This is a genomic window from Ruminococcus albus AD2013, from assembly GCF_000526775.1.
GTDB classification, from domain to species: domain Bacteria; phylum Bacillota; class Clostridia; order Oscillospirales; family Ruminococcaceae; genus Hominimerdicola; species Hominimerdicola alba_A.
On sequence record NZ_JAGS01000001.1, the window covers coordinates 497044 to 522308 of the forward strand.

At 42.7% G+C, this 25265-nt stretch carries 17 protein-coding genes; 10 read left to right on the plus strand and 7 right to left on the minus strand.

Annotated features, from left to right (window positions below; genetic code table 11):
* The first annotated feature begins 40 nt into the window (after window positions 1–40).
* Window positions 41–562: an NUDIX hydrolase gene (locus N773_RS0102140; RefSeq protein WP_024856228.1), complete on the plus strand. Its 522-nt coding sequence runs from the start codon at window positions 41–43 to the stop codon at window positions 560–562.
* Window positions 563–601: 39 nt separating this feature from the next.
* Here N773_RS0102140 and N773_RS0102145 read toward each other — a convergent pair whose 3' ends face one another.
* Window positions 602–1171 carry a flavodoxin family protein gene (locus N773_RS0102145; protein ID WP_024856229.1) on the minus strand — a complete coding sequence of 190 codons (570 nt, stop codon included), beginning with the start codon at window positions 1169–1171 and terminating at the stop codon, window positions 602–604.
* A 151-nt stretch (window positions 1172–1322) separates the two neighbouring features.
* On the opposite strand from N773_RS0102145, the gene N773_RS0102150 reads away from it, so the two are divergent.
* The gene (locus N773_RS0102150; RefSeq protein WP_043537739.1) at window positions 1323–2861 is read left to right on the plus strand and encodes an IS1182 family transposase; all 1539 of its coding nucleotides are present in this window, start codon (window positions 1323–1325) and stop codon (window positions 2859–2861) included.
* Between the two features lie 156 nt (window positions 2862–3017).
* On the opposite strand, the gene N773_RS0102155 is transcribed toward N773_RS0102150, so the two are convergent.
* A complete protein-coding gene (locus N773_RS0102155; RefSeq protein ID WP_024856231.1) occupies window positions 3018–3827 on the minus strand; it encodes an aldo/keto reductase family protein in 810 nt (269 codons plus the stop codon).
* Between the two features lie 37 nt (window positions 3828–3864).
* The gene (locus tag N773_RS0102160) at window positions 3865–4791 is read right to left on the minus strand and encodes an aldo/keto reductase (RefSeq protein ID WP_024856232.1); all 927 of its coding nucleotides are present in this window, start codon (window positions 4789–4791) and stop codon (window positions 3865–3867) included.
* A 413-nt stretch (window positions 4792–5204) separates the two neighbouring features.
* On the opposite strand from N773_RS0102160, the gene N773_RS22845 reads away from it, so the two are divergent.
* The 5 genes from N773_RS22845 to N773_RS0102185 all read left to right on the plus strand — a co-directional run bounded on the left by N773_RS22845 (window position 5205) and on the right by N773_RS0102185 (window position 13170).
* Window positions 5205–7106, plus strand: a complete 1902-nt coding sequence (locus N773_RS22845) for a dockerin type I repeat-containing protein (RefSeq protein WP_024856233.1) — start codon at window positions 5205–5207, stop codon at window positions 7104–7106.
* Between the two features lie 580 nt (window positions 7107–7686).
* The gene (locus N773_RS0102170; RefSeq protein WP_024856234.1) at window positions 7687–8988 is read left to right on the plus strand and encodes an ABC transporter substrate-binding protein; all 1302 of its coding nucleotides are present in this window, start codon (window positions 7687–7689) and stop codon (window positions 8986–8988) included.
* A 94-nt stretch (window positions 8989–9082) separates the two neighbouring features.
* Window positions 9083–9970, plus strand: a complete 888-nt coding sequence (locus tag N773_RS0102175; RefSeq protein WP_024856235.1) for a carbohydrate ABC transporter permease — start codon at window positions 9083–9085, stop codon at window positions 9968–9970.
* A 14-nt stretch (window positions 9971–9984) separates the two neighbouring features.
* The gene (locus N773_RS0102180; RefSeq protein ID WP_024856236.1) at window positions 9985–10893 is read left to right on the plus strand and encodes a carbohydrate ABC transporter permease; all 909 of its coding nucleotides are present in this window, start codon (window positions 9985–9987) and stop codon (window positions 10891–10893) included.
* Between the two features lie 357 nt (window positions 10894–11250).
* Complete coding sequence (locus N773_RS0102185) at window positions 11251–13170, plus strand: dockerin type I domain-containing protein (protein WP_024856237.1); 1920 nt, start codon at window positions 11251–11253, stop codon at window positions 13168–13170.
* A 147-nt stretch (window positions 13171–13317) separates the two neighbouring features.
* Here N773_RS0102185 and N773_RS0102190 read toward each other — a convergent pair whose 3' ends face one another.
* Window positions 13318–16326, minus strand: coding sequence for a GDSL-type esterase/lipase family protein (locus N773_RS0102190; protein WP_024856238.1), 3009 nt, complete (start codon window positions 16324–16326; stop codon window positions 13318–13320).
* A gap of 644 nt (window positions 16327–16970) precedes the next feature.
* Between N773_RS0102190 and N773_RS0102195 the strand changes: the two genes are divergently transcribed.
* Entirely contained in the window at window positions 16971–17720 is a 750-nt protein-coding gene (locus N773_RS0102195) for an AraC family transcriptional regulator (RefSeq protein ID WP_024856239.1), read from the plus strand.
* A gap of 224 nt (window positions 17721–17944) precedes the next feature.
* Here the strand turns inward: N773_RS0102195 and N773_RS21020 are convergent, their stop codons facing one another.
* Complete coding sequence (locus N773_RS21020) at window positions 17945–21970, minus strand: hypothetical protein (protein ID WP_024856240.1); 4026 nt, start codon at window positions 21968–21970, stop codon at window positions 17945–17947.
* Between the two features lie 373 nt (window positions 21971–22343).
* On the opposite strand from N773_RS21020, the gene N773_RS0102205 reads away from it, so the two are divergent.
* The gene (locus tag N773_RS0102205) at window positions 22344–22829 is read left to right on the plus strand and encodes a GNAT family N-acetyltransferase (RefSeq protein ID WP_242836136.1); all 486 of its coding nucleotides are present in this window, start codon (window positions 22344–22346) and stop codon (window positions 22827–22829) included.
* 93 nt (window positions 22830–22922) lie between these two features.
* On the opposite strand, the gene N773_RS0102210 is transcribed toward N773_RS0102205, so the two are convergent.
* Both N773_RS0102210 and N773_RS0102215 read right to left on the minus strand, forming a co-directional pair.
* Window positions 22923–23441: an isochorismatase family protein gene (locus N773_RS0102210; protein ID WP_024856242.1), complete on the minus strand. Its 519-nt coding sequence runs from the start codon at window positions 23439–23441 to the stop codon at window positions 22923–22925.
* Window positions 23442–23465: 24 nt separating this feature from the next.
* Window positions 23466–24053, minus strand: coding sequence for a hypothetical protein (locus N773_RS0102215; protein WP_024856243.1), 588 nt, complete (start codon window positions 24051–24053; stop codon window positions 23466–23468).
* A gap of 494 nt (window positions 24054–24547) precedes the next feature.
* Between N773_RS0102215 and N773_RS0102220 the strand changes: the two genes are divergently transcribed.
* The gene (locus N773_RS0102220) at window positions 24548–25201 is read left to right on the plus strand and encodes a hypothetical protein (RefSeq protein WP_024856244.1); all 654 of its coding nucleotides are present in this window, start codon (window positions 24548–24550) and stop codon (window positions 25199–25201) included.
* The last annotated feature ends 64 nt before the right edge of the window (window positions 25202–25265 follow it).

Sequence of the window (25265 nt, forward strand, 5' to 3'; positions counted from 1 at the left end):
TGTAAGTATATAGATCTGAAACTTACAAAGGAGGAGCGTCATGGAATTATGGGATCTGTACGACGGTGAAGGAAACAGAACGGGAGAAGTCTGGAAACGCAGATACGGAAATTTTCTTGAGATACCAATGGGTCGTTACCATTTGGTGAGTGATGTACTGGTACAGCATAGGGACGGCACTTTTCTTCTGTGTAAAAGACATACCAGTAAAGATGTTTACCCCGGATACTGGGAAGCAGGTGCGGGAGGTTCTGCGGTGCAGGGTGAAAATGCCGAAGAATGTGCAAGGCGTGAGTTGTTTGAAGAAACAGGTCTTACGGCGGAAAACCTTGAACTGATAAATATAGCATTCAGCGATAAAAGTCATAGTCTGGTATACTGTTTTACTGCGACCGTCGATTGCCCAAAGAACGCAGTTGTTCTTCAGGATACTGAAACGACGGAATACAAATGGGTAGATGCGGCAGGACTGATAGAGTATTCGGAATCAGATCTTGCTATCAAGACCAGTGTGAAAAGATACGAAAAATTCTATGATAAAGTTCGGGCTATGCTGAAATAAAATGCAACAAGGGCGCAGGTGATTTCTGCGCCCTTGTCTTTAGTAATACATATCAAACCCGTTTTCAAGACGATCAGCATATGTCTTGCCTGCATCATAAAGTGCGGGGAGCATATAATCCTTGTTGAAACGAACAACGGGGATACGGTCATATGCGCGCATACCCATGTGAACAAGACCACGTTCAAGCTGGGTAAGACATTCGAGAGTTCCTCTGCCTGTACCGCCTGCGCAGGCTATCAGCATACAGCGCTTTTCGGTAAGGGAGTGGCTGAATGTGGCATCACAGCGGCGAAGTCTGTCAAAGAAAGCCTTGAAACACTCGGTCATATCAGACCAGTAAACAGCGCTTATCCATACGATACCGTCGGCTTCTTTGAGGGTGTTGTAAATATCGGCAAAGTCGTCCCCGATAACGCAAGAGCCATTTTTGTTGCAGGTACCCCATCCGTTTCCGCAGGCGCGGCAATGGTTAATATTTTTGCTGTTAAGGTGTATCTCACAGACCTCGGCACCTGCATCGGCAATACCATTTGAAATCTGTTCTTTTGAAGATGCTGTCAGACCGTTTTTATTCGGGCTCGACCATATTACTGCTACTTTTTTCATGATAAGTCCTCCTTTAAAAATGGGGCTGTTGCAGCCCCAACAAAGAAAAAGACGCCTGACACACCAAAAAGGTAGTGCCAGGCGTCTCATTTTGTGGTATAATGTAATTGCAAATATAACATCAAACCAACGAAAGGATTGTACCACAAAAATGAGAAATTGTCAAGTGCGTCTTAACATGAATTATGAGATCTACATCGAAGAAAGCTCACCTGTCAGAGTATTGAGCAATGTTATAGATGAGATCTATCAAAAAGAAGAATACACGATAGTAAGCAAGTGGAATGGCGCCATACCCGAGGATATCATGATGAAGATACTCATCTACGGCTACATGAACGACTCTTTTTCAAGCCGTAAGATTGAACAGCTCTGCAAAAGGGATATCCATTTCATGTGGCTTCTCGATGGCTTTGGAGCTCCGGATCACAGCACTATCTCAAGATTTCGACAGAAAATGGGAGAACAGATTGAGCGTGTGTTTTACGCTGTTGTAAAGTATCTTTTGAATATGAAAGAGATAAGCGGTAAGAACCTGTTCATTGATGGCACCAAGATCGAAGCTAATGCAAACAGATATACATTCGTCTGGAAGAAGTCTGTATCCAAAAACGAACAGAAACTGCGAGTAAAACTGCCTGAGATACTTGATGAGATAAATTATGCTTATGGTGTGAGATTCCCCGAAAATACGCCAGTTTCGGATATGATCGGTACACTTTCTTCACTTATGATAAAATTTGGTATTGAACGAGTTTACGGAAAAGGACATCATAAATCATCATATCAGAAAGCACTTGAAAAGCTGGAAGGATATCGCGATAAAATGGCACAGTATGACTATTACAACAGCCTTTTTGACGGAAGGAACAGCTTTTCAAAGACAGATACCGATGCAACATTCATGCACATGAAGGAAGACCATATGAGAAACGGTCAGCTGAAACCCGGATACAACATACAGGCAGCAGTGGAAGGCGAGTATATTGTAGGTATAGACGTTTCAAGCGAACGGAGCGATGTAAATACGCTGATCCCGTTTCTGTCAAAGCTCAACGATCTGGAGCTGTTTGTATTGAAAAACATCATCTGTGATGCGGGTTATGAGAGCGAGGAGAACTATCTTTATATCAGATCACATAACATGACCTCATACATAAAACCCGTAAATTATGAGCAGAGCAAAAAGCGGAATTATCGTACAAAATACGGCAGACCCGAGAATATGGAATACCACGAAATGGGCGATATTTTCGTATGCAAAGCCGGCAGGATACTTTGGAGAGTCGGGACTAAACACGAAAAAAGCAAGACGGGATTCGTTTCCGAAAAAGCTATGTACAGATGTGAAAGCTGCGAAGGTTGTCCCTACAAACAGAACTGTACAAAAGCAAAAGGAAACAAGACGCTGTCTATATCGCATAAGTTCAAAGAACTGAGAACAGAAAGCCTGGAAAATATAACGACCGAATTCGGAAAACAGCTCAGAATGAACCGAAGCATACAGGCTGAAGGCGTATTCGGAGTGCTGAAACAGGATCATGGCTTCAGAAGATTCCTGTGCAGGGGCAAAAATAACATCAGAACTGAGTTCCTTTTGCTGGGACTTGCATACAACATAAAGAAGCATTTTGCTAAGATCTCAGAAAACCGACTTGGAATTTCTCTTTTTGAACTGAAAACGGCATAAAAACAAATAGAACAAAACACCCCCGAGTCCTCTTTTTTGAAGAGGGCTTGGGGGTGTGCGCACTGAAACAGCTTATTTCACCTGTAATTATGTTTTTTTACTCTGATGTTCGGATATGGTTAGAGGGTGCTGCGGTTGCAACACCCCCTTGTCATACTATTCTTTTATTTCAAGCAGTGCCTTCATATCCTCATCGCTGATGACAAAATCAAGCTCGGTATTCTGCTTGATGTATTCCTCATGTACCGATTTCGGCAGTGGCAGAGTGCCCAGCTGAAGATCGAAACGGTTAGCCAGCTGTGAAACGGGAACTTCGTATTTTGCAGCCATATCGGTGATCTCTTTCTTTGCTGAAAGTCTGCCTGTTGCATTTGGGGAGTAGCTTTCGACCAGAATATCATTAACCTTGCAGAACTCTATAAGGTCATGCGGCACATGACCTATATGAACTCTTATCTGGTTGACCATAGGTTTTATCTTAGCATTGTCTAAGAGATTTTGCAGGTCTTCAACAGAGAAGTTCGATACACCGATAGCTTTGAGTTTTCCCGCTTCGTAAGCTCCTTCAAAAGCTTTCCACACAGCGAGATTTTCTTCGTTATATGTCTTGTTCGGATCGCCGCACCAGGGTCTCGGCCAGTGTATTAGCATCAGGTCGATATAAGGTGTGACCATTCTTTCAAGAGACTCGTTGATATGCCTTACTGCTTCGTCGTAGGATTTTATCTCAGCAGGGAGTTTTGATGTAATAAAATAGCTTTCGCGCTTCTTACCGCTTGCTTTCATGCCCTTGCCCACACCGACTTCGTTGCCGTAAGCGATAGCGGTGTCGATATGAAGATAGCCAATATCAAGCGCATATTTAACAACTCTTTCAGCATCCTCATCAGAAGTCTGCCATGTGCCAAGTGCTATTTTAGGTATGGTATTTCCGTTTGACAGGGTGTATGTTTCGCGGTATATCATTATTTTAGCCTCCTGTTTGAGATGGTTGACTTATGTTTTATGGCAGGAATTTACCTGATGCCAGATAGAGTTCATACCATTCGTGATGTGTTAGTTCAACTTTTGTAGCATCGCAGATATCTTTAAGGTGATCGGGGTTCATTGTTCCTGCGATAGCCTGCATTTTTGCGGGATGCCTGAGTATCCATGCGATGGCGATAGCTGTTTTGGCAACGCCGTATTTTTCACCCAGCTTTGCAAGAACGGCATTTAACTCGGGATAATCGGGGTGATCTACGAAACAGCCTTTGAACATGCTGATCTGCAGAGGTGACCATGCCTGAATTGTGATATCGTGCAGACGGCAGTAATCAAGAATTCCGTTGTCCCTGTCGGTTGAACGGTCTGTGGTGGTATTGTTGATGTAAAGTCCCGCATCTATCAGCTGTGACTGATCGAGAGAGAGCTGAAGCTGATTGAATACCAGCGGCTGTTTAACAAACTTTTTCAGAAGTTCCAGCTGACCGGGAGTAACGTTGCTGACACCGAAGTGCAGTACTTTTCCGCTCTTTTCCAGCATATCAAATGTCTCAGCTATCTCCTCGGGATCGAAAAGAACATCGGGACGGTGCAGCAGAAGTACATCGAGATGATCGGTCTTCAGCCTTTTAAGACTTCCGTCAACGCTTTCAAGGATATCTTTCTGTGTCCAGTCAAACTCACCGCGGTCAAAATGAAGTCCGCATTTGCTCTGGAGAATAACATCTTCTCTTTTGAGACCTGTGAGGGGGAAAGCATCACCGAAACGTGTCTCGGCTTCACCTTCACCGTAAACGGTAGCGTGGTCATAGAAGTTTATACCCAGCTCAGCTGCACATGAGATCATCTTTGCTGCCTCAGCAACAGTGAGGGCAGGCATTCTCATACAGCCGAGGATTATGCTGGATACGTTCTGAGGTCCGTTAACTACATTCTGCATTTTCATATCATTTCGCTCCTTCTTTCATGAGCTGTAAAGCTCTTTCAGACTAAAAACTATGTTGGTATTATAGCATATCTCAGAATTTAAAAATATAAAAATACTCCTGAAAAAATTGTATAAAACTATATTGTTTTAAGTGTTATTATTCTATATAATTGAATGTTGTTTTGTTATTATATTTACATAAACTATTGACAACATTAACGTGCTGTGTTATAATGTAAAACAAATAACAAATAGTATGAAATGAAATAATTGCTGAAAGGGGTCGAGGACTGTGCCTGCATATACTGTTTTTTCTGCGTTAACAGTTGCTTTAACCCGTTCATATAAGTCAAAGAAAGCATACTGTCGGGGCAGCAGCTCTGTTGGTGTGCTTTTTATTTTGTAATACATTTATATAGGAGGAAAGAAACATGACAAAAACTATCAAGAAAGCAGCTGCTGCACTTCTGGCACTGGCACTAGCTGCGGGAACTATCCCTGCCGAGTTCGGTGCAAGGGGATCGTTTACGGTGACTGCAAGCGCTGAAACTGAGGAGGTCACCGAGGTCGGGAATGAAAAGGAAGAGCCGGATGAACCTGTGATCGCTCCCAACACATTTTTCACTGTTGCAGAGTTTGAAGCAGCAGAGCCCGGCAGTAATCCTACACTGGTACTTCAGGATAATATCTACGGCCCGATAATCATAACCAGAGATGATGGTGTTATTGACCTCAACGGATTCTCGATCAACGGTTATCTCAATCTGCAAAACAAAAACGGTATTTTGATCGTAAAGAACGGCTCGGTGGATTGTATTGATGATACCTCGGGTCCGTGCTATGAATACACATATCCTGTTATACTTATAAATGTTACAGTACGCAACGTAATTTTCGGCGGAAACAGAAAATTCTACTATTTGGGCAATACTACTGTAAGAACTTTCGCAACAGAAAGCGGAACTTATGAACCAGCTGACAGCACAGGTTTCAATGCCTACGCTGATCCTGTTGCAAAGGAAGGTCTTGTTTACAACGGTGAGCCTCAGCTGCTCATAGATGATTCATCTTTCAAGGGAACATTCGGTGTTGTACCTACAGCTGATGAAGAACAGAGATATTTCACATACTACTTCACACGTGGCGAACAGGAGTCGGATACATATGAAGCGGGTACAGTTGAGGACGGTGTTATAAATGCCGAGTGCGCACCTCTTTATGCCGCTGATGCAGGTGAATACACAGTATACTATATGTGGGACTGTGATGGTGAGTTCGATGGCGGCACAGGTAATAACAGCTTCACTGTTACTATCGACAAAGCTGTACCCGAAGTGACTGCGCCCACTGCTAACGAACTTACTTACAATGGCGAGGCGCAGGAGCTGGTAACAGCAGGTTCTTCAACCTTCGGCAAGCTTTCTTACAGCCTTGACGGTGAAACTTACAGTGAGGAGATACCAACAGCCACAGCAGCAGGAAAGTATACCGTATGGTACAAAGTCGAAGAAACAAGCAACTGGGAATCCTCTGAGGTCGGCAGTCTCGAAGTTACCATTGACCACCTGTATACCAAACACGAAAAAGCTGATGCAACCTGTACAGAAGATGGTGCAAAGGAAGTGTACTGGACTAACGAACTTGGCGAATTTTTCAGCGATGATAAGGGCGAGAACGAGATCGACAGTTCAGTAGTTATACCTGCAAAGGGTCATGATTATGACACTGAGGCTCCCGTATGGACATGGACAAAAAGCGAGAATGGTTTTGATGTCGGCATTCAGTTCAAGTGCAAGACCTGCGGTGATACTGAAGATATCAAAGCCGAGGTAAGTTCAAAGGATGACGGCAAGCAGACTACCTATACTGCTATAGCTGTTTTTGATGAAAAGACCTACACCGATACAAAGATCTTTGACGACACATATACCGTAACTGTAAAGGGTGGTACTATTGCAGATGGTGAAAAGGAAGTATATCTTTATGATGACAAGATAGTTATTGAGGCAGAGGATACTCCCGCATTTGCAGGCTGGTACATCGGCGCAGAACTTGTTTCCACAGAACAGGCTTACTGCCTGACAGTTACAGGAGATACCGAGATCGAAGCTAAGTACGATGAGAATTTCATACTCGGTGATGTAAACAGCGACGGAAAGATAAATATAAACGATCTTTCAAAGGCAGCTGCTCACGTCAAGGGAAAAAGGATGCTTACCGACGATCAGATCAGACGTGCAGATATAAACAGAGATGGCTCTGTAAATGTAACAGATATCATAAGGATAGCTGCACATATTAAGGGCAAAAAGCTGATCGTAAATGATCGCTAAAGAAAATACAGACTATTTTTCGGGCACCTTTGTCATGACTTTGGCAAAGGTGCCTTTATTATGTCTCTCATAGTCTGAAAATGCAGTTTTTAGAAAATATTATCCTAAGAAATAATTGTTTATACCAGTTTTAGCGCAGTTGAAAAAACAAAATTACAAAATTTAGTAAGGAATGATGTTGATTTTTGATACACAGTTACCGTTGATTTTAATATTTTCGGATAAAATTAATAGATGAATTTTATATCATTACACATTATGCACAAATGATATAAGGCTATTTACCGCATTATGAGACGATATGCTGTCATATTTTGGACGACTAGCTGATATGTGGCTTGACCATTTATTGCTCTTTTTTATAAGAATATGAAAATCTTTATCAATTTTTGTGCTTCTTGCTTATATTTATTGACAAATTAATATAATTATGGTAAGATTTATACAGACACCGAAAGGGTGAATAACGAATTTGGTGTGACAAAAATGCTTACCTGGAGGCACACGGAATATATCTTTTGGTTGGATATGTCAAATTTGAAGGATCTGCCGACGGGTATCTTATTAGGAGGTAATACTAATGAAAAAGAGAAAAATCTTAGCAACGATTGTTTCAGCAGCTATGCTCTCAACTGTATTTGCAAGCTGCGGCAACACAGACGGTAATGGCGGCACTAAAAAAGCCAAGAAAAATGCTGATGGCTCTCAGGAGATCACTTGGATGTTCTGGGATGACCTGAACGCTACCGAGGATCTTATCTCGCTGGGTTACAAGCAGACTATCGAAAGATTCAACAAGGATTACGAGGGTACATACCACGTAACACCTATCACTACCAACCTTGAGGAATACTACAACAACCTCAACGCTAAGGTTGCAGCAGGTGAGACACCTGATGTATTCATCGTAAGCCCCGGTCCTCAGCTGACTGACTATGTTAAGCCCGGCGTTGCAGCTCCTCTTGATGATTATCTTGCAAAGGACGGCTGGAAGGATACCTTTACAAGTGACGCAGTATTCTCTCAGCAGACCTATGACGGCAAGATCTACGCAGTTCCGCTGAATACAGCTGCTGCTTGCTGCTTCTACAACACCGAGATGTTCGAGAAGGCAGGCGCAAAGGTTCCTACTACATGGGAAGAAATGCTGGATGCTTGTGCTAAGCTTCAGGATGCAGGTTATACTCCTATAACAATTTCCGCAGGTACTGCATGGTGTCTCTCAATGGTTGCAGGTTATCTGTGTGAGGGTGAGGGCGTTGACCTTGCTGCTCTGGCTGACGGTTCTGCTTCATGGGAAGATGGTAAGCTTGAGAACGCTTGCAACAAGCTCCTCGACCTGTCCAAGTATTTCCAGAAGACTGCAGCCGGTGATACTAACGATGTTGCAACTGCAAACTTCTACAACGGTGAAGCTGCTATCCTTATCCAGGGTTCATGGGCTATTGGTCAGATCAACGGTGAGAATCCCGACTTTGAGTCCAAGTGCGGCGTATTCCAGTTCCCCGGCGTTGACAGAGTTATCGCTAAGTCTGACTCTCTCTGCATGAGTTCTAAAACTGCTTGCCCTGAAGGTGCTGCTGCACTCATCAAGTACTTCACTGATGATGAAGCTCAGAAGTATACCGCTGAAAAGGGTGGTAAGATTCCTGTAACTAAGGTAGAGTATGACGCATCCGCAGCTCCTCAGCAGCTTGCTTACGTTATGGACGTATTCAGTGGTGCAAAGGGTACATTCGGATTCTACAACGAGTCTATGCCTACTACTGAGACTGGTTCTCACTTCGATGACACTATGGTTTCTGTATTCCTCGGCGACTTGTCACCTAAGGAAGCTGCTAAGGATATGGAAGAATTCTACGCTGCAAATTGCAGACAGTAAAATTTCGATCTATTACAAAGACGATATAGGGGCGCATATTACGCCTCTATATTGTTTTTAACGTTTCCCCTATTTTGAAAGGAGTTGATCCGTGATGGACAAAATGCTTAGGAACAAGAAAGCGATTGTTTTCTTTATGCTTCCTGCGTTTCTTTTGTTCACACTGGTGCTATTTGTACCGATCGTTCAGTCGGTATATTATTCATTCTGTGAATATAGTGTACTCAAGCCACCAAAGTATATCGGGCTTGATAATTATAAGGCTATACTATCCGATAAAACGTTTGTTATTGCTTTAAAGAACTCAATGTTCTTCCTCGTTTTTTCATGTGTGTCGCAGCTTATTATAGGACTTTTCTATGCAGCGCTGCTTACAAACATCGAGAAAGGACGTAATTTATTCAAGAACATTATTTACCTTCCCTGCGTACTTTCATCGGCAGCACTTGGTCTGCTGTGGATGTTTATATTCCGTTCATCTTTCGGTCTCAATCATATACTTGAAAAGATCGGAATTAAAGATCCTCCTATGTGGCTTATGGATACCAAGGGCGCTATCATACTCCCTATGTGGGTTATAGCTTTTGTTGCTCTGTGGCAGTATGTAGGTCAGTCAATGATGCTTTATATGGCTCAGATATCCGGTATAAGCAAGTCCCTTATGGAGGCAAGCTATATCGACGGATGTACAAAGCCCATGACATTCAGATATGTTACCCTTCCGCTTATAAAGCCCATGGTAGCTACTGCTATGTCGCTGAATGCCATCGGTTCGCTGAAATTCTTCGATCTTATATTCAACATGACCGAAGGTGGTCCTAACCATAAAACAGAGGTACTTGCAACTCACCTCTATCAGCAGGGCTTCAAGTTCTCAAAATACGGCTATGCAAGTGCTATAGGCGTTGTACTGCTCATTCTCTGTCTGGCAGTAACATTATTCATCAATAAGGTCGTTAAGACCGAGCAGTACGAGATGTAAGGAGGTACAGCTTAATGAGTTCTTTAAAAAATGGAGCTGCAGCAGCGGATCCTTCTTCCAAAAAAAAGATCACTCCTGTGCAGATACTGATATATGTATTCCTGACAGTGATAGCCGTAACATATCTGTTACCCCTGCTTTGGATGTTCAACGTTTCGTTCAAAACTAACAGGGAGATTTTTACCGCTCCTTTTGCACTTCCAAAAAATGTAACATTTGATAACTATTCATTCGCTTGGACTGCAGGTAATCTTGGTACAGCGACACTCAATTCGTTCATCGTCTGTGTTATCGCGCTGATACTTGGTCTGCTCGTTGGTTCGATGGCAGCATTCGGTATCTCACGTCTGCATTGGAAAGGTTCAAAGCTTGCGATGACTTATTTCCTTACAGGTATGATGATTCCTATCCACTGTGTACTTATCCCCCTGTTCACAAGATTTGCGAAGATCACACAATTTATGAATAATCTGGGATTTGAGAATTTCCATCTCACAAACTCCCTTACAAGCCTTGTTCTTCCTTATCTTACATTCTCACTTCCTATTACGATATTCATTATGGAAGGCTTCTTTTCAGGTATGCCTAATGAGCTTATCGAATGTGCATGTATGGAGGGCGCGAATATCTTCCAGATATTCTTCAAGATATGTCTCCCTCTCGGCAGAACAGGTCTTTTTGTAACAGGTCTGATGACGTTCGTAGGTAACTGGAACGAGCTTCTGCTTGCGATGGTATTTATCTCCGATGATGCTAAAAAGACTCTGCCCGTATCTCTGTCGAAGTTCGTTGGTCCTTACAATACGAATTATTCACAGATGTTCGCGGCTATCATGATAGCTGTCATCCCGACTATCATAGTTTACTGCGCATTCTCCAACAAGATCGTTGACGGTCTGACTGCAGGCGCTGTAAAGGGCTAATAATCTGTACCTGCTTATCGGGTGCTTAAACAAAGTAATTCAAGACACTTCTGTTGCTTTGGTGACAGAGGTGTCTTTATATTTATCTGTTTCAAATGGTATACCTTTATACAGCCGTAGGATTTATTTATTGATTGTCTGATTATTTGTTATAGGTATTGAATTATTAATAGAATTATGATATAATATATTTTAGTTCAGACTGATGAAGGATGGTAAGATCTTAACTGTTCGCTTATATCGTGTTAGCATATGTAGCGGGATTTCTTTTATCTTTTTTATGATCTGAACATATAGCCATGGTATGATATTTTACCATGACAATGAAAAATATAAATTTTAGCGGAGGAGCAAACAATGAAAAGAAACATATCGATAATTACAGCACTTGCTGCACTGCTTTCGTGCTGTAATATGACAGCATTTGCGGAAACTTCACCGAAGCCTGCAAATGTTGATGAAGCTGTTTATACACAGCTTTTAGAACATAAATTTCTGTATGATGATAATTCCGATGGAATTATTACTGATGATGAACTTGCACAGGCCTACCAACTGTATATTGATCTTGATGGCATTTCCGATCTGTCATGGGTCTCAAAAATGACATCCTGTGAATATGTAGTCGTTAGTAATGGTACTATCACAGATTTTTCTCCGCTGAAAAAAATGCCTTTACTCAGAGTATTGGATATGAGAGAAGTTCCGATCACTGATATTTCTTTTATTAAAGATCTGGATCTTGAATACTGCTGGTTTTATAAAATGGATCAGATCACACCGGAACAGCGGTTAGAGGTGGTTGAGTTTTCTGACCTTGAACTTCCCGAAGGTACTGCTGCGCAGATCGAATATAAACCAAAAGGATTGGCGGAGTATGATCTTTCGATAGCAAATGAAAATACTGCTGTATTTCTTAACGGTACATCATCTAGTCATAATGTTGATGAAAAAATCTATGGAAATACTGCAGGTAAAACAACCTACACGATATCTGTGAACGGAAAGCATCATTACACAGGAAACATCACAGTTCAGAATTCTGAAAATGTGTACGATCCAAGTCTCAGTAAAGCATATATCGATAATTTTGAAGTCGGATACAGTTCCTACTATAATCCCGATATTGAAAGGGGCAGCAGCGATCTTGTAACGCTCATTAACGGTACACTGTACACCATCAATGGAAGAGCGTTTGAAGCCGTTGAAACCGATGTTGCAGATTATGAACATTATTACGGGCGTGCCTACAACTCAGATTACAACTATGCCGATATGGTACTGAAAAAGGACGGCACATTGCTTGTAAACGGTGAACCTATAACAGATATTAAGGTCAAGGCTATTCGCAGCGGTTATTTTCTTGCTGAGAATGGCAGCATATACACCCTCGTTCCAAATGATGACAAATTTACCACTGCGGCAGTAGCAACAGATTCAAAAGGCTGGATAGACGGCTGTGAGCCTTTTTATGTTTCAAAGAACGGACAGATAAAGTATTACAGCAAAAGATTGATCGCTGACGGCAGGATAAGTGCTTATACAGGCAACACAAATATAGGTGAACCTGTCAGTGCCTGCGCTATGGGTTCGACCTGCTATGTTGTGGAGAGCGGCGGTACACTTTACGAAATAAAATATACAAGTTCGCTTTCAAAAACGGCAATAGCTGAGGGTGTTGCATCTGTGGAACTGTCTGCTGATGGTTCAAAGGCTGTGTACACTAAAAAAGACGGTACAGTAGCTGAGGTATCGATACCAGATAGCTATTACTATGTTAACGCCGGAGCAAAACTCGGGATAACTGTGAGCAATTTCTATATTCACGAATATCAGTATCGCGGTATCAGTGAAAACGATGCAGTCTTTGATTATTATATAGATAAGAACAAGACCCTGCGCATGGTATTTCTTGATGACTGGTGCAGCCTGACCAATGTTGAAAGTGCAATAGGTGCCACATACGATACTAAGCTGGATGGAGGATTTGTATATTTCCTCCGTACTGACGGAAGCATCTGGAGATATGATCTTGATGCAAAGAAGTGGGATGTGCCTCTTGAAGGAACATTAACGATAGAACCTAAGTATGTAAAAGGTGATGTTGACGCTGATGGTGAACTAACTGTATCAGATATTGTGCTGGCTGAGAGGTTTATCGCGGGGCGTAATGTGTATCTCCCGAACAGGGAAGCAGGAGATATTTACAAAGATAATAAGATCGATCAAATAGATATTGAATTTATGAAAAAAGAACTGTTAAAAGCTGATCAATGAAATTTCTGACCGTCAAAAGTCAGGATATTCCGGCTTTTCAGATTGTCAAGTTTGCTGTATTTTGATACAATAACTAAAAAGCACATTTCCGAGCTGTGCATTCAGCCCGGAAATGTGCTTTTTGATATTTCGTTATTTGGATGGTCGTTATTTTACATAACCTGAAAGTCCTGATATCTGCTGATTTTTTATAGCCTGTGCTACAAGACCTGCCACGATGTTAGCGCCCTTTTCACAGAAGTGAGTACCATCTGTTGAACCCTGTACAGCGCCTTTCAGATGGTAGGAAAGTGCTGTGTTGTAGCCAACGGAGTTGTAGTGGTTCACCATGATGGTGTTCAGGTCGATACAGGGGATACTGTATTTGCTTGCAAGATTTTTGCAGGCGTTGCAGTAATCGATGTAGCTGTTGGTGAATTTTCCTGATGAGCTGTTGTATGCGTTCATTCCGATAACGGTGGTTACAAGGATCGGTGTTGCACCCTTAGCTTTTGCACCGTTGATGAACTGGGTCATATACCATTCGTAGGAACCTTCGCTGGGATAGTTTACGTTACCGCAGACAGGTGCATATCTGTCAGCATTGGATTTGCCTGCATCGTTGATAGCGAACTGTATCAGAACATAATCGCCTGATTTCAGACTGTCTGCAAGACTCTGCCATCTGCCTTCGTCATAAGCTTTCTTAGTGCTTCTGCCTGCCATGGAGCGGTTATCGACATTGACATTTCCGTTGAAGTAGTCTGCCAGATAATAGCCCCAGCCCTGCTGAGGAGCATAGCTTGCGCGGTAGGACTGTACAGTAGAATCACCGAGTATGAATACTGTGGGATTATTGTTGTAATACTGCTGATTGTTGTTGGGGTCGTAAGTCTCGGCATAAGGTTCATCGGTTTTTATGAGAGATATATAGTCGAGATTTGGACCGCCCTTGCCTGAAACGGTGGAAACCATCTTGATGGTATTGACACCTTTTACAAGGGGAAGCACTATTCCGAATTCATTCCATGAAGTCCAAGCGCCTGTGCCCGGGAAGGATTGCAGCCAGTAACGGCTGGTGTCACCGTTCACATATATCTTCATGGGACGGTCTTCGGAAGTTCCGTTTGCAAAACGGATATGTGTCATATAGTTGCCTGTCTGGTTTGCGTTTACTGTGAATGTAATGTTGCTGGTATCGGTATTATCAAGATTTATATAACCATTGGCATTTGTGTAGCCCGAATTCGTTGTCTCGATAATTGCTTCTGACCATGTCTGGTCTATTGCGTAATAGGTCTGTTCGGAATTTTGCTCATTCTGGCTGTTATCAGTGAGCTGTGTTCTCAGTCCTGCGAGATATTCACGCATTATCTGTACATCTGTATCGTTAACATTGTTATCGTCGTTGAAGTCGCAGACAGAAGTAGGTACGGAGTTATAGTTCCATGGATTATTTACGATGTGCTTTAGTTCTACCAGATCAAATACATCGATAGTGCCGTCCATGTTAACATCGCCGACATAGGGATCATTCTGTGCAGGGGGATCATTGTTAACGGGATCGGTGTTAACTGAAGCGGTGGTCTTTTCGGCTGTCCATCTCTGGCACTTGTTGTAGGTCATGCCCCACTGCTGAACGTTTGCTCCGCCTGATGTACTTGCGGAATCAACTTCAACAAAGCACACATCTCTTGAAGAACGTGTGGATATGTAGTAGCTACCGTCGCCCAGCTTGGTGAACTGGAAGAGCATCATACTGTCTTTGCTTGAATAGGGGACAAGCTCGATATTGCCGCCGTTTGATCCTGACATGGCTTTCAGTACGTAGTCGGGATTTGCGGCGGAGCGGATATAATAATATGTAGTTTCGTTATTGAAGGGGGTTAGTTTCCACTTCTGATTGTTCTGACCGTTTGAAGTCCACTGCTGGATATTTGAGCCCTCTGCTATTTTGCCGCCTGATATATCCATTACAAGACCACTGTTCATGTTCTTGAAGGTATAGTAGGTATCGGTATCCATAGCGGTATCACCTATGTTCATGAGACCTGCAACCAGCTCGGCGTTTTTCTGGGCACCCCTGGCACTCTGGTGAAGATCGTCATTATATGCATAGTAGGGTGTCATAGCATCGTAGCCGCCTGAACTGAAACCGAAGTTCTGCCATGCGGTGAAGAGATCGACGACTTTGACATTCTGCTCTTTGCCGATAGTATCCAGCTGTCCGCCGAACCATCTGCCTGTCAGCCTGGGATTGCGGTTCATGTCTCCGTGACGGCCCTGCTGTTTGACGAGTATAACGTTCATGCCCTTGGATTTAGCTTCCTTTACCATGCTGGTCACAACGCTGTAATATTCGTCCGAATTGGAATAGTTGGTATCATTTATACCTATGGAGATGATATAATAATCTCCTGCCTTGCCGTAGTATTTTATCGGAGCGAACTGACCGTCCTGATAAAATCCCTTGGCGTACTGTCCGCTGGACGCAAGATTGCGGACTTCAAAGACGTTGGTGTTGACATACTGGTTCAGGTACTGACCCCAGCCGTGCTGTTTATCATCTGAGGTATTGTAGTAGTTTGCAACGGTAGAATCACCGCATATCCAGATAGTAGGTTTCATCTCACCTGTGTTATTCAGTTGGGTTATCTCGATCGCTGAGATAGTATAATCAGCATTCTTCATACCTGCAACAGCTTCGATATTCAGCTGACCATCGGTGACAGGTACTTGTATAGTCTCACTCGCGTTGTTTCCCGTGAGGTTTATCATCTGTAACATACCCTCGACTTTAATAGTAGTTCGCGGGCTGTTGCCTGTTGTGACTGTCAGCTGATAAAGACCTCTTGGCAGGTCAACGTTGAAAGTACCCCCCGTGAATTTTACGGCGTCGGAAAGTGCGCCGTAACCGCCTGCACTAACGTTTGAAACGCTTCCCGAAAAGCCGTAGCCTCTGGAGCTGTTATAGCCGTCATAAGCGGAAACTCCTGTGTATCCGCTAGCGGCACCACTGCCGCCAAGGTCAAATTTCCAGTTAGTCGTTGCGGCAGAAGCTTTTAAAGCTGTGTTTGCCGAAAGACCTGAAAAAGCCGAAAGTGCCATCATAGCCGAGGTCACACCGCTCAGCACACGCGAAGTGCGTGACACTTTCTTTCTGTGAAAAAGATTCATTCAATTACCTCCAATCAAAATATGGTATTGTATCCATAGTACCACCTTTTTTAATTATATCATATAACATAATAGTTTGTCAATCTATTATTTTTAAAAAATAGTGGATTATTTACATATTCTATTGAAATTCGTTGGGATTTTATGTGATATAATGCTTCGATGAGAACCTGCAGAGATATGGGCATATCATGTGGCGGAGAGGTAAATTCTTTGACTGAGAATATTTTTTTATTGGATAATATTATTATATTTGAAGGTGAAAAGCGTGTAATATTCAACAAATCACATTGTTGATTAATGTTAAGTTCAACAAAGTTAGTTCATAACGAAAGGGTGCTTTGTTAAAACTATTGACTTTAAAATATCAAAATGATATAATTTTATTAGAAACAAAGTGAAGTAATAAAGACCGAAACATAGGGATTTTCGGAAAATGGGTTATATGTGTGCGTGAAAAACGGTAGAATATTCTTGTATATGTTCGGTGAACGTTTGTCGAATGTTTAAAGAATGATATGATTACAAATTGGAAAATATTACACCTATAAGAATAATGATATATGTTTCATATTACCGTATTTCTTGCGCAGCGGATAAAATGACAGTTTCTTGGCAACAGTTATCCGAAGAGGGGGAAGAACATGAATAATATCATTTATGTAGGCAGGAATATGACTACTTTTACCTGCAAGCAGCATTTTCATGAAGAATGGGAACTTGTATACTGTACGGGCGGTCAGGGCAGATTTGAATTTGAAGACAGCACGATCGAGTACACAACGGGGGATCTTGTGATAATCCCGCCCCATGTTGTACACGCTAATAACAGCGAAGATGGTTTTACAAATATCCACATAAACATTACAGATGCGACGTTCAATTTCAAGGAACCTCTGCTTATTTCAGATGATGCAGAACAGCATATCATGGGCGGTTTCAAGGATGCCTTCTATTTCTTCAACAGTGATATCAACAGCAGGCAGTCAATTATGGCTGCTTTCGGTGACCTCATCGTGAATTACGTTATTGCTTTCAGCAAAACTAAACCTCTGCGTGATGTGGTGGATGAGATTAAGAGCAATATCATGCAGAATTTTACAGACTGCGATTACGAACTTGACTCGTATCTACGCTCGATACCATTCAGCTACGATTATCTGCGAAAGCTTTTCAAAAGTGAGATGGGTATGACACCTCATAGTTATCTGACAAATCTGAGGATACATATGGCAGAGAAACTGCTTTGTTCTCCTGATACCGTTGAGCAGAATATATCCGAGATCGCGTATATCTGTGGATATTCCGACTCGCTGTATTTCTCTCGCGTGTTCAAAAAGAATTTCGGATGCTCGCCGAAAAACTATGCCGCCATGCATTCGGCTGGCGCATAAAACATTGTTTACATCAAACCTCATGTAGATATAGATTCAGCCCCGCGTTAGTCATCTGCGGGGCTGAGTTTATTTTTGGTTTGCCAAAATGATTATCGAACACTTTTGGGAGATCATATGTGAACGTTATACTTCCCGATCATGAAAATGTCAATATATACAGAATGCACCCCGTACAAGTGGCGAGGTGCATTCTTCTTTTTAAGGATGGTTCTTTCCTTGAATTACCTTACAGTAACTGTAACAGCGTGCTTGATAGAAGCAGTCGATGTCCACTCGCCGTTGATCTTGGCAGCGATAGCTACCTTATAGGTCATATTGGGAGTGAGATTCTTGGGAGTAGTAAAGCTGAGTGTCGAAGCAGGGATGGCAGAAGTCTGGACTCTCCACTTGCCTGCGAGGTATACAGCAATACCGTAATTTGAAGCACCCTGAACAGGACTCCATGTAAATCTTATCTGGTGGTACTGTTCGTTGTAATCGATAGACTTTATCACGGGATAAACATTGGGATCAAGAGTAGGAGTAGTTGTCTGTGATGTTCCCGAAGATGATGTTGAGCCGTTTACAACTGTGGTCGCATCGAGAGTTCCGCCGTAAGTGTTGAAGTATGAGGACAGCTTTGATGTATCGGTCTGGAGGAAGTAATTGCCCGAAGGAATGTAGCATATCGATGAGTTTGTATCGAAGTTTGCATACTTGTTATCGGTGTTTACCTTGGTGCTCTTGCTTGATACGATAGTGCCCTGCATATCGCCCTTGCAGTTGTTGAATACGTCATTGAAGCTCTTTACTGCGCCCAGTTTAACCTGCATAGGATTCTTGCAGCTATCGAAGATATTGTACTCAGAGAAAATGTAGGCATTTGCTCTCGGGTTCATGCAGTAGCTTGTCTGTCCGCTGAATATGTTGTTGTACATATGTATGTCTGCCTGACGAGCCAGAGGTCCTCTGGATTCGCACTTGTTCCAGTAGTTGTGATGATAAGTCAGGTGGTACTGCAGGCTGCTGTCGGAGGAACCAACGAGGTTCGTCTTGTGGTAGCCCTGATAGTAGCAGTAGCTGTTTGTGAAGTACTGACCGCGCTTGAAATCGCAGGCACCATCGCCGCCTGCCTTATCTGATTCAGCAGGATTAGATATTGAAGGTGCGTAGAATTCGCAGTTGTGTATCCAGCATCTTTCAACGGAAGCTGTCAGTGTTGAGCTTTCCTGAACGCCCTCCATGCCTATGCAGTCCTCGGGAACGTTCCTGAATGCGATGTTCTTTACTTCAAAGCTCTTGCCGAGACTTGGAGCAGAAGATTCACAGATGAAATGGAATCCCCAGCCGTTGATAGTAGCGTCAGTGCCGATACCCTCGATGGTGATATCCTTGCCCGACTTCATTCTTGCCATATAGCCGTTGTCGCCGACAATTCCGCCGTAATCTATGGAGTCATAAGCTGTAAGACCCGAAGGAGCCTTGACATCTCCGATTATACGTATAACAAGAGGTGTACCGTCCTGAGCCAGCTTCTTGATGATGCCTTTATTGGAATTGGCCTTACCGCCGTTGGAAGTTTTACCGCTTCCTGCGTCCTGACCAACAGAGTTGAGTATGTTGCCGATACCGGTAACAGTTGTACCGTCCTTGGAAGTTACAGAAACGGAGTCCTTGTTGTCGTTTGTTACATAAAGCACGATAGCATTGGATTTCAGTGTGCCGTTATCGTTGTATGCACCGACACCTGCGGTGTAATTGTAGTGTGCATAACCCGAACGGTCCTGTGCATTTACCTTCAAACCGCTCTGGACGATAGTGCCCTTTGTTGTGTTTAAGGTCACAGAATAAGTGCCTGCGGGTACGCCGGGGATATCAACTCTCAGACCTGACGAGGTATCACGAACCAGATATTTCAGGTCGTTGCCTGCCAGCTTGCCTGATGCTGTGCCTGAGTATGACACTCCTGTAACATCGGAATCAGAAAGTCCCGAGAATACAACATACAGACTTTCGTTCCAGCCGCCTGCGCTTACAGCCTTAACACCGTTGATAGTGGTGCTGCTGTTATTTCCGCCTGTGCTTCCGCCGTTGTTGCCGCTGTTATTGCCGCCATTATTTCCGCCGCTCTGTGAGCTGTCATCGGGCTGCTGATAAGATGTACCGCCCTGAGTTGAATAAGCCATGTAGAACAGATTTGAAACATCTGCCTTTGTGAGGGTGTGGCTGCCGGCGGAAACATCTGCTGTGATAACGCCGTTTGATGCAGTCAGCTTTTTGCCGTCAAGCTTGATAGTGCCAGTGCTTTCGGCAAATACAAGTGTCAGCTTACCGGCAGCAGGAGCGTTGAAGCTTATGCTTGTGGAGCTTTCAAGTTTCAGGCACTGGGTCAGGGTCTGACCGCCGTAGTTAACGGTGCCCTTAGATGTTGACAGATTACCTGTGATAGAGAAGAAGCTGCTCGATGTTCCGTTCTTAGTGAAGTTATGCACGTTTGATGATGCGGGTACAGAAGTCTGGGAACTGCTTGAAGAATCAGGCTTGGAACTGCTGGAATTATCAGGCTTTGAGCTGCTTGATGAGTCATTGCCTGAAGGTGTGGTGGAATCGGAGAATCCTGAACCGATTGCAACGATGGAATCCTTGTAGGATTTCAGTGCAGATTTCAGACCTGTATTTAAAGAGGCACTCTCATCATCAACGGAATTGTTGAATGTCCACTTGAAATCGCCGCCTTGTACACGTCCTGCGTTAGCTTTAACAGTCTCGGCAGCGGCTTCTGGGCTCTGTGCGGAGTATTTGTACATCACGCTTGAAGTTTCAAAATTGTTGTAAGTACTGCCGCCCTGCTTTGCTTTTACATAGGAAGGTACCTGCTCGGTCGCACTTTTGGCCTCATAAGCGTCAAAATCGGTGGAATTCTGCTGATAGGTAACATAGCCCTTGGTCTTGTCGCCTGTTACCTTGTTGTTGTAGGACTTTATCACACCGCCGTTCTCGCCTGAGAATGTTCCGCCTGTTGCGTTATCGGAGCCCTGCATGGATATCAGCATAGGATACTTGCAGTTGCGGAAATAGTTATTCTCAACGAAAGCTGATCCGCCGAGGGTCATACCAACGCCATACTTTGCGTTGCCGTCGAAGTAGTTATTATAGATGTGTACAGTGCAGGTGCGTATTCTGGGGTGGCGAGAATCGGAATGGTCATACCAGTTGTGGTGATAGGTTATGTAATTGCTGGTAGTTTCAGACTTCATACCCTGGAGATTGCACTTGCCGTTATCCCAGAAATGATTGTATGAGTGGGTGATATAGCTGGATGTTTTGGTATCAAGTGCGCCGTCGCCCTTAGCCTGATCGGCATCAGAACCTGCATCGCCGTAGAACATATCGCAGTGGTGTACCCAGACATGATCATTCTTCTGCTGCAGGCCGACGTTATCGCCCTCGGAACTGTTGCAGTTCATGAAACCGAGATTTCTGATCTCAACATTTGAAGAATTCTTTACAACGATACCGAAACCGTTGAAAGTTGCGTCCTTGCCGATACCCTCGATGGTAAGACCACAGGTAATTGCATCAACATAAAGGTCTCCGCTGGGCATATTTGCAGGATCCTGAATGTTACCGATGAAACGTATGCAGACAGGACCTACCTTGCTGTTGCTCTTCAAGTTGGTAAGGATATTCTGCACGCCTGTTAAAGATGTTGAATTGCCTTTCTTGTCGGGCATGGTAACAGTGACGGAATCCTTGTTTGCATTGGTAACATAGATAACAGTTGCATTGCTTTTGAGTGAACCGTTGTCGTTATAAGCACCCGATGATGTTCCGTTGACGAAGCCGAAGCCCGAACGGTCGTGGGCTGATGTGTTCACATTCACTGATGCGGACTTTGAAGAATCCTCTTTGCCGTTTATGATAGGAACGATCTTCAGCGTATGGCTGCCCGACTTCAGACCAAGAGCGTCTGCACGGAAGCATGAGGAATACTGGCGGATAAGCATAGAATCAAGCTTGTATCCGTCGGCATATACATTGTATCCCGAAGCTCCGGAAACTGCTTTCCATTCGGCATAAGCGCCTTCTGCGTATCCTGCCGAAGCTGTTACGGTTACCGATGAGGTGCTTTCAGCGTTTGCGATAATGCTGTTCACGCCAAACAGAGCGCCGTTATCGGAATTGATGACCCCTGCACCGAAAGACGATGCAACAACGGCAGTTGCCATAAGTGTCGCCATTGTCTTTCTCATGATTATAGCTTTCATAATTGATCAGCTCTCCTTTTGTTTTCAGATTTTTATATTCCATTCTGATGTTAATGAGGTTAATATCCTCCTAACAATGTTAATTATACACTAAAACTTCAAACAATTCTATTCAAAATTCAGTGATGAATATTCATTTTTTGTATTATTTTTGTGAATAATATGAAAATAAGTGATATTATACAAATCATATAACAAAAGTGAAGATGCATTTTTATCGGGCTTTTTGCTCGAAAAGGTTTTCGTAAGCCGATATTTCATGAATTTGATTTCATATAATTATAAATTATAATAATTCAAAATATAGACTTAATTTAACTTTGGAAAATGATAATATATTTATATATCTTAACTATCTCGGTCATCAGATAAAATGTTTACATTTCAAGCAAGGTATGCTATAATGTTTGCAGAGGTGATATCTGTGCAGGTGATAAGGGCTGAAAATACAGCGACAAGGGCGGGGGCGTATTACGTCCGCATACAGGCGATGGCGAAGAAATATCACATCACGCTGGAAGAGGAATTCGATGAACATGACAATGATGAAACAAAGTATATAGTTATCCTCGACGATGATTTTCCCGTTGCGACCTGTCGTTTTTACGAAATCGAAGATGGTGCAGTGATGATAGGAAGGGTAGTTGTTCTGCCCGAATACCGTGAAAGAGGTCTTGGCAGCAGGGCAGTGCTTTCAGCCGAAGAATGGGCAGGTGAACTGGGCTACACCCGTGCAGTGCTGGAAAGCCGTGTGGAAAAGACGGGCTTTTATGAAAAACTCGGTTATATTGCAGACTGTGACAATATTATCGAGGGCGGGACTTTCCGCTGTGTGCATATGGAAAAAAGCCTTTTGTGATAAGATAAAAAACAGAGACCGTTCCTGCTTTTTGGTGGGAACGGTCCTACTTATTTATAGATAGTATATTTTGAAGCTTTGGAATTAATAATTCTAAATAAACTTCACACCCTTATTTATCAGTTCCGTTTTGCGCTTTTGAGCTTTATGGGCTGAAAATCTACATCCTGTGCTTTTTTCGTCAAGAAAAACTTCTGCCCCTGTTCTGAGCGCACCCTCAGCTGTTGCACCGACACAGCCGCAAAGGTCTAAGCCGCATATTGTGAAAGTGCTGTACGTATTTTGGGATAGATGTTCTTTGAAACATTTAGAGGTAAAAGTGTTAGGGAGATACTTTTCAAAGTACAGCTGTGATACCACATCGAGTCCGCTGTAAAGCTCAGCTCCTTTTGAGCCCTTTATCGAAAAACCGATGATAAGGCGATTAGTGAAGATATTCGGGAAGACCTGACCTATGTAGATTATATCTTCGCCTGAAGCCTTATGCTGTGCGATAGTATCATTCACCGACTTCACAAGGCTATCGGTGTCGTATGAAAATATGGTCTTTCGCTCCGCCCATAGATAATCGTTTTGCATATCTATTACGAGAAGTGCTTTTTTATCTGTCATGAGTGACCTCCTGTAATTTCTGAATTATTGCCCGAGAAAACGATCGACATTAGTGGTGACATATGATGAAAGTTCTTCATCATTTGTCAGGTCAATACCGCAAAGTTCTTTTATTTCTTCGTGTCTCAGAACCGCAAGTTCATGCAGGCTACTGAGTTCAAAGGCTATAAGTCTGCATTCTTTCTCACTTTTATGTCCATTGAAGTGTTCTGTGATGAAGGGGAGACTTTCCATGCCGATGCCGTCCGTACGATTGAGAAGAATGTACTTCGTTATTGCTTTCGAGTAGCTGTAATTTTCTATCATAAGCTTCATCATGCCGAAGTGCAGCATAATAAGGCGTTGTTTTGCGGGAATATCGGATTTGATCATTTCGGTAAGTTCTGGACGGACGTTTTGCGCATCGGCAAGCAGCTGTTTGAAAACTTCATAAAGCAGATTTTCTCTCGAGCCGTAGCAGTAGTTTATCATTGCAGGATTGACCTGAGCTTTTGCTGCTATCTTACGTGAGGTAACATCATCTGAATCGGTACAAGTTGTCATGAGCTCTTTTGCGGCTTTGAGCAAAGCTTCCTTTGTAGCGTCAAGATCACGTTTTTGTTTTTGAGCCATATCATCACCTAACTATTAAACGTGTTTAATTGATAAGCCCAGTATACCATGTTATATTGTTTTTGTCAACCCATGAAAGAGATAAGATAGAAATAAACTGACCAATTATTGTGCATTTCACATTTTTTGCGAACTTTATTGTAAGTTTATTTTCTAAAGCAACCTACGATATCTTTTATATAAAATGATATGTAAAAAATCATCAATAATAAATTACTGGATTAATACATTATAACTATTAATAAAGGCAAAACATACTAATATTATCATAGTTAAGACGCTATTTAGTATAAAGCTTGCTAATTAATAAAAATATATACAAGATGATGTATTTAGGTAAAATTATTATTAATTATACCTTGACAATCATATTAAAAGATGGTATAATTGAAGAGAGAATTTATAATTTGTCAAAATTTTATAATAAATGTCGGAACATGATTCAGTACTATAATAATATAGGGCTGAGAAACTTGCAGAAGGGAGAGTTGTTAATGACTTCGGGTGAAGCACACAGTTGCTATTTAAATGCTAAGTCAAAGTACGAGGAAGCAATTTCTGAAAAGAATGCTTGCGCTGACAGCAAATACAGGCAGGAGATACTCAAAAGAGAAGCACAGGTAAGATTGAATGATTTTACTGCTGATAAGAATCGCTATACAACTGCTAATGAGACTCTTGTTAAGGCGAATATACGCGACAAGGTAGATGGTGATCTTAATAAAGTACATACAGAAATGGACGATGCCACTTCTTATTTCAAGACTCTGGGCGAATCCAGTATGGGCACTATTGACCTCACAAAGCACATAATGAATGAAGACGACAAGACCCACAGAAAGTCGGTAGTCGGCAGGATCTTCACTAATATTGACAGTGCCAAGAAAAAGGTCGAAAATAAGATCACAGAGCTTGAAGCTTCTATCAAAAAGACAAACGGAGAGATAGATGCTGCTGAAACAGAGATAAGAAGACTCGAGGGTCAGATAAGCTACTGGGACGGCGTGAAGAACGAAAAGTCCAATGAGATGGAGATGTATCTTTCTCTTGAACGCAGACTTGCTGCCGAGGAAGAAGAAGCCCGCAGAAAGGCTGAGAGAGAGGCTGCCGAGGCAGCAGCTGCTGCAGCCGCTGCAAATGCAGGTTGATCTCCTGTATAATTGTGTGATAACAAAGTGTACTGCTGAATATGCGGTATACGATCAAGAGAAA

Coding starts and splice junctions, on each gene's coding strand:
- N773_RS0102150 (WP_043537739.1), top strand. CDS start 1,323: ATGAGAAATTGTCAAGTGCGTCTTAACATGAATTATGAGATCTACATC.
- N773_RS0102140 (WP_024856228.1), top strand. CDS start 41: ATGGAATTATGGGATCTGTACGACGGTGAAGGAAACAGAACGGGAGAA.
- N773_RS0102155 (WP_024856231.1), bottom strand. CDS start 3,827: ATGATATACCGCGAAACATACACCCTGTCAAACGGAAATACCATACCT.
- N773_RS22845 (WP_024856233.1), top strand. CDS start 5,205: ATGACAAAAACTATCAAGAAAGCAGCTGCTGCACTTCTGGCACTGGCA.
- N773_RS0102205 (WP_242836136.1), top strand. CDS start 22,344: ATGTTTACATTTCAAGCAAGGTATGCTATAATGTTTGCAGAGGTGATA.
- N773_RS0102210 (WP_024856242.1), bottom strand. CDS start 23,441: ATGACAGATAAAAAAGCACTTCTCGTAATAGATATGCAAAACGATTAT.
- N773_RS0102170 (WP_024856234.1), top strand. CDS start 7,687: ATGAAAAAGAGAAAAATCTTAGCAACGATTGTTTCAGCAGCTATGCTC.
- N773_RS0102160 (WP_024856232.1), bottom strand. CDS start 4,791: ATGAAAATGCAGAATGTAGTTAACGGACCTCAGAACGTATCCAGCATA.
- N773_RS0102220 (WP_024856244.1), top strand. CDS start 24,548: ATGACTTCGGGTGAAGCACACAGTTGCTATTTAAATGCTAAGTCAAAG.
- N773_RS0102190 (WP_024856238.1), bottom strand. CDS start 16,326: ATGAATCTTTTTCACAGAAAGAAAGTGTCACGCACTTCGCGTGTGCTG.
- N773_RS21020 (WP_024856240.1), bottom strand. CDS start 21,970: ATGAAAGCTATAATCATGAGAAAGACAATGGCGACACTTATGGCAACT.
- N773_RS0102145 (WP_024856229.1), bottom strand. CDS start 1,171: ATGAAAAAAGTAGCAGTAATATGGTCGAGCCCGAATAAAAACGGTCTG.
- N773_RS0102195 (WP_024856239.1), top strand. CDS start 16,971: ATGAATAATATCATTTATGTAGGCAGGAATATGACTACTTTTACCTGC.
- N773_RS0102180 (WP_024856236.1), top strand. CDS start 9,985: ATGAGTTCTTTAAAAAATGGAGCTGCAGCAGCGGATCCTTCTTCCAAA.
- N773_RS0102215 (WP_024856243.1), bottom strand. CDS start 24,053: ATGGCTCAAAAACAAAAACGTGATCTTGACGCTACAAAGGAAGCTTTG.
- N773_RS0102175 (WP_024856235.1), top strand. CDS start 9,083: ATGGACAAAATGCTTAGGAACAAGAAAGCGATTGTTTTCTTTATGCTT.
- N773_RS0102185 (WP_024856237.1), top strand. CDS start 11,251: ATGAAAAGAAACATATCGATAATTACAGCACTTGCTGCACTGCTTTCG.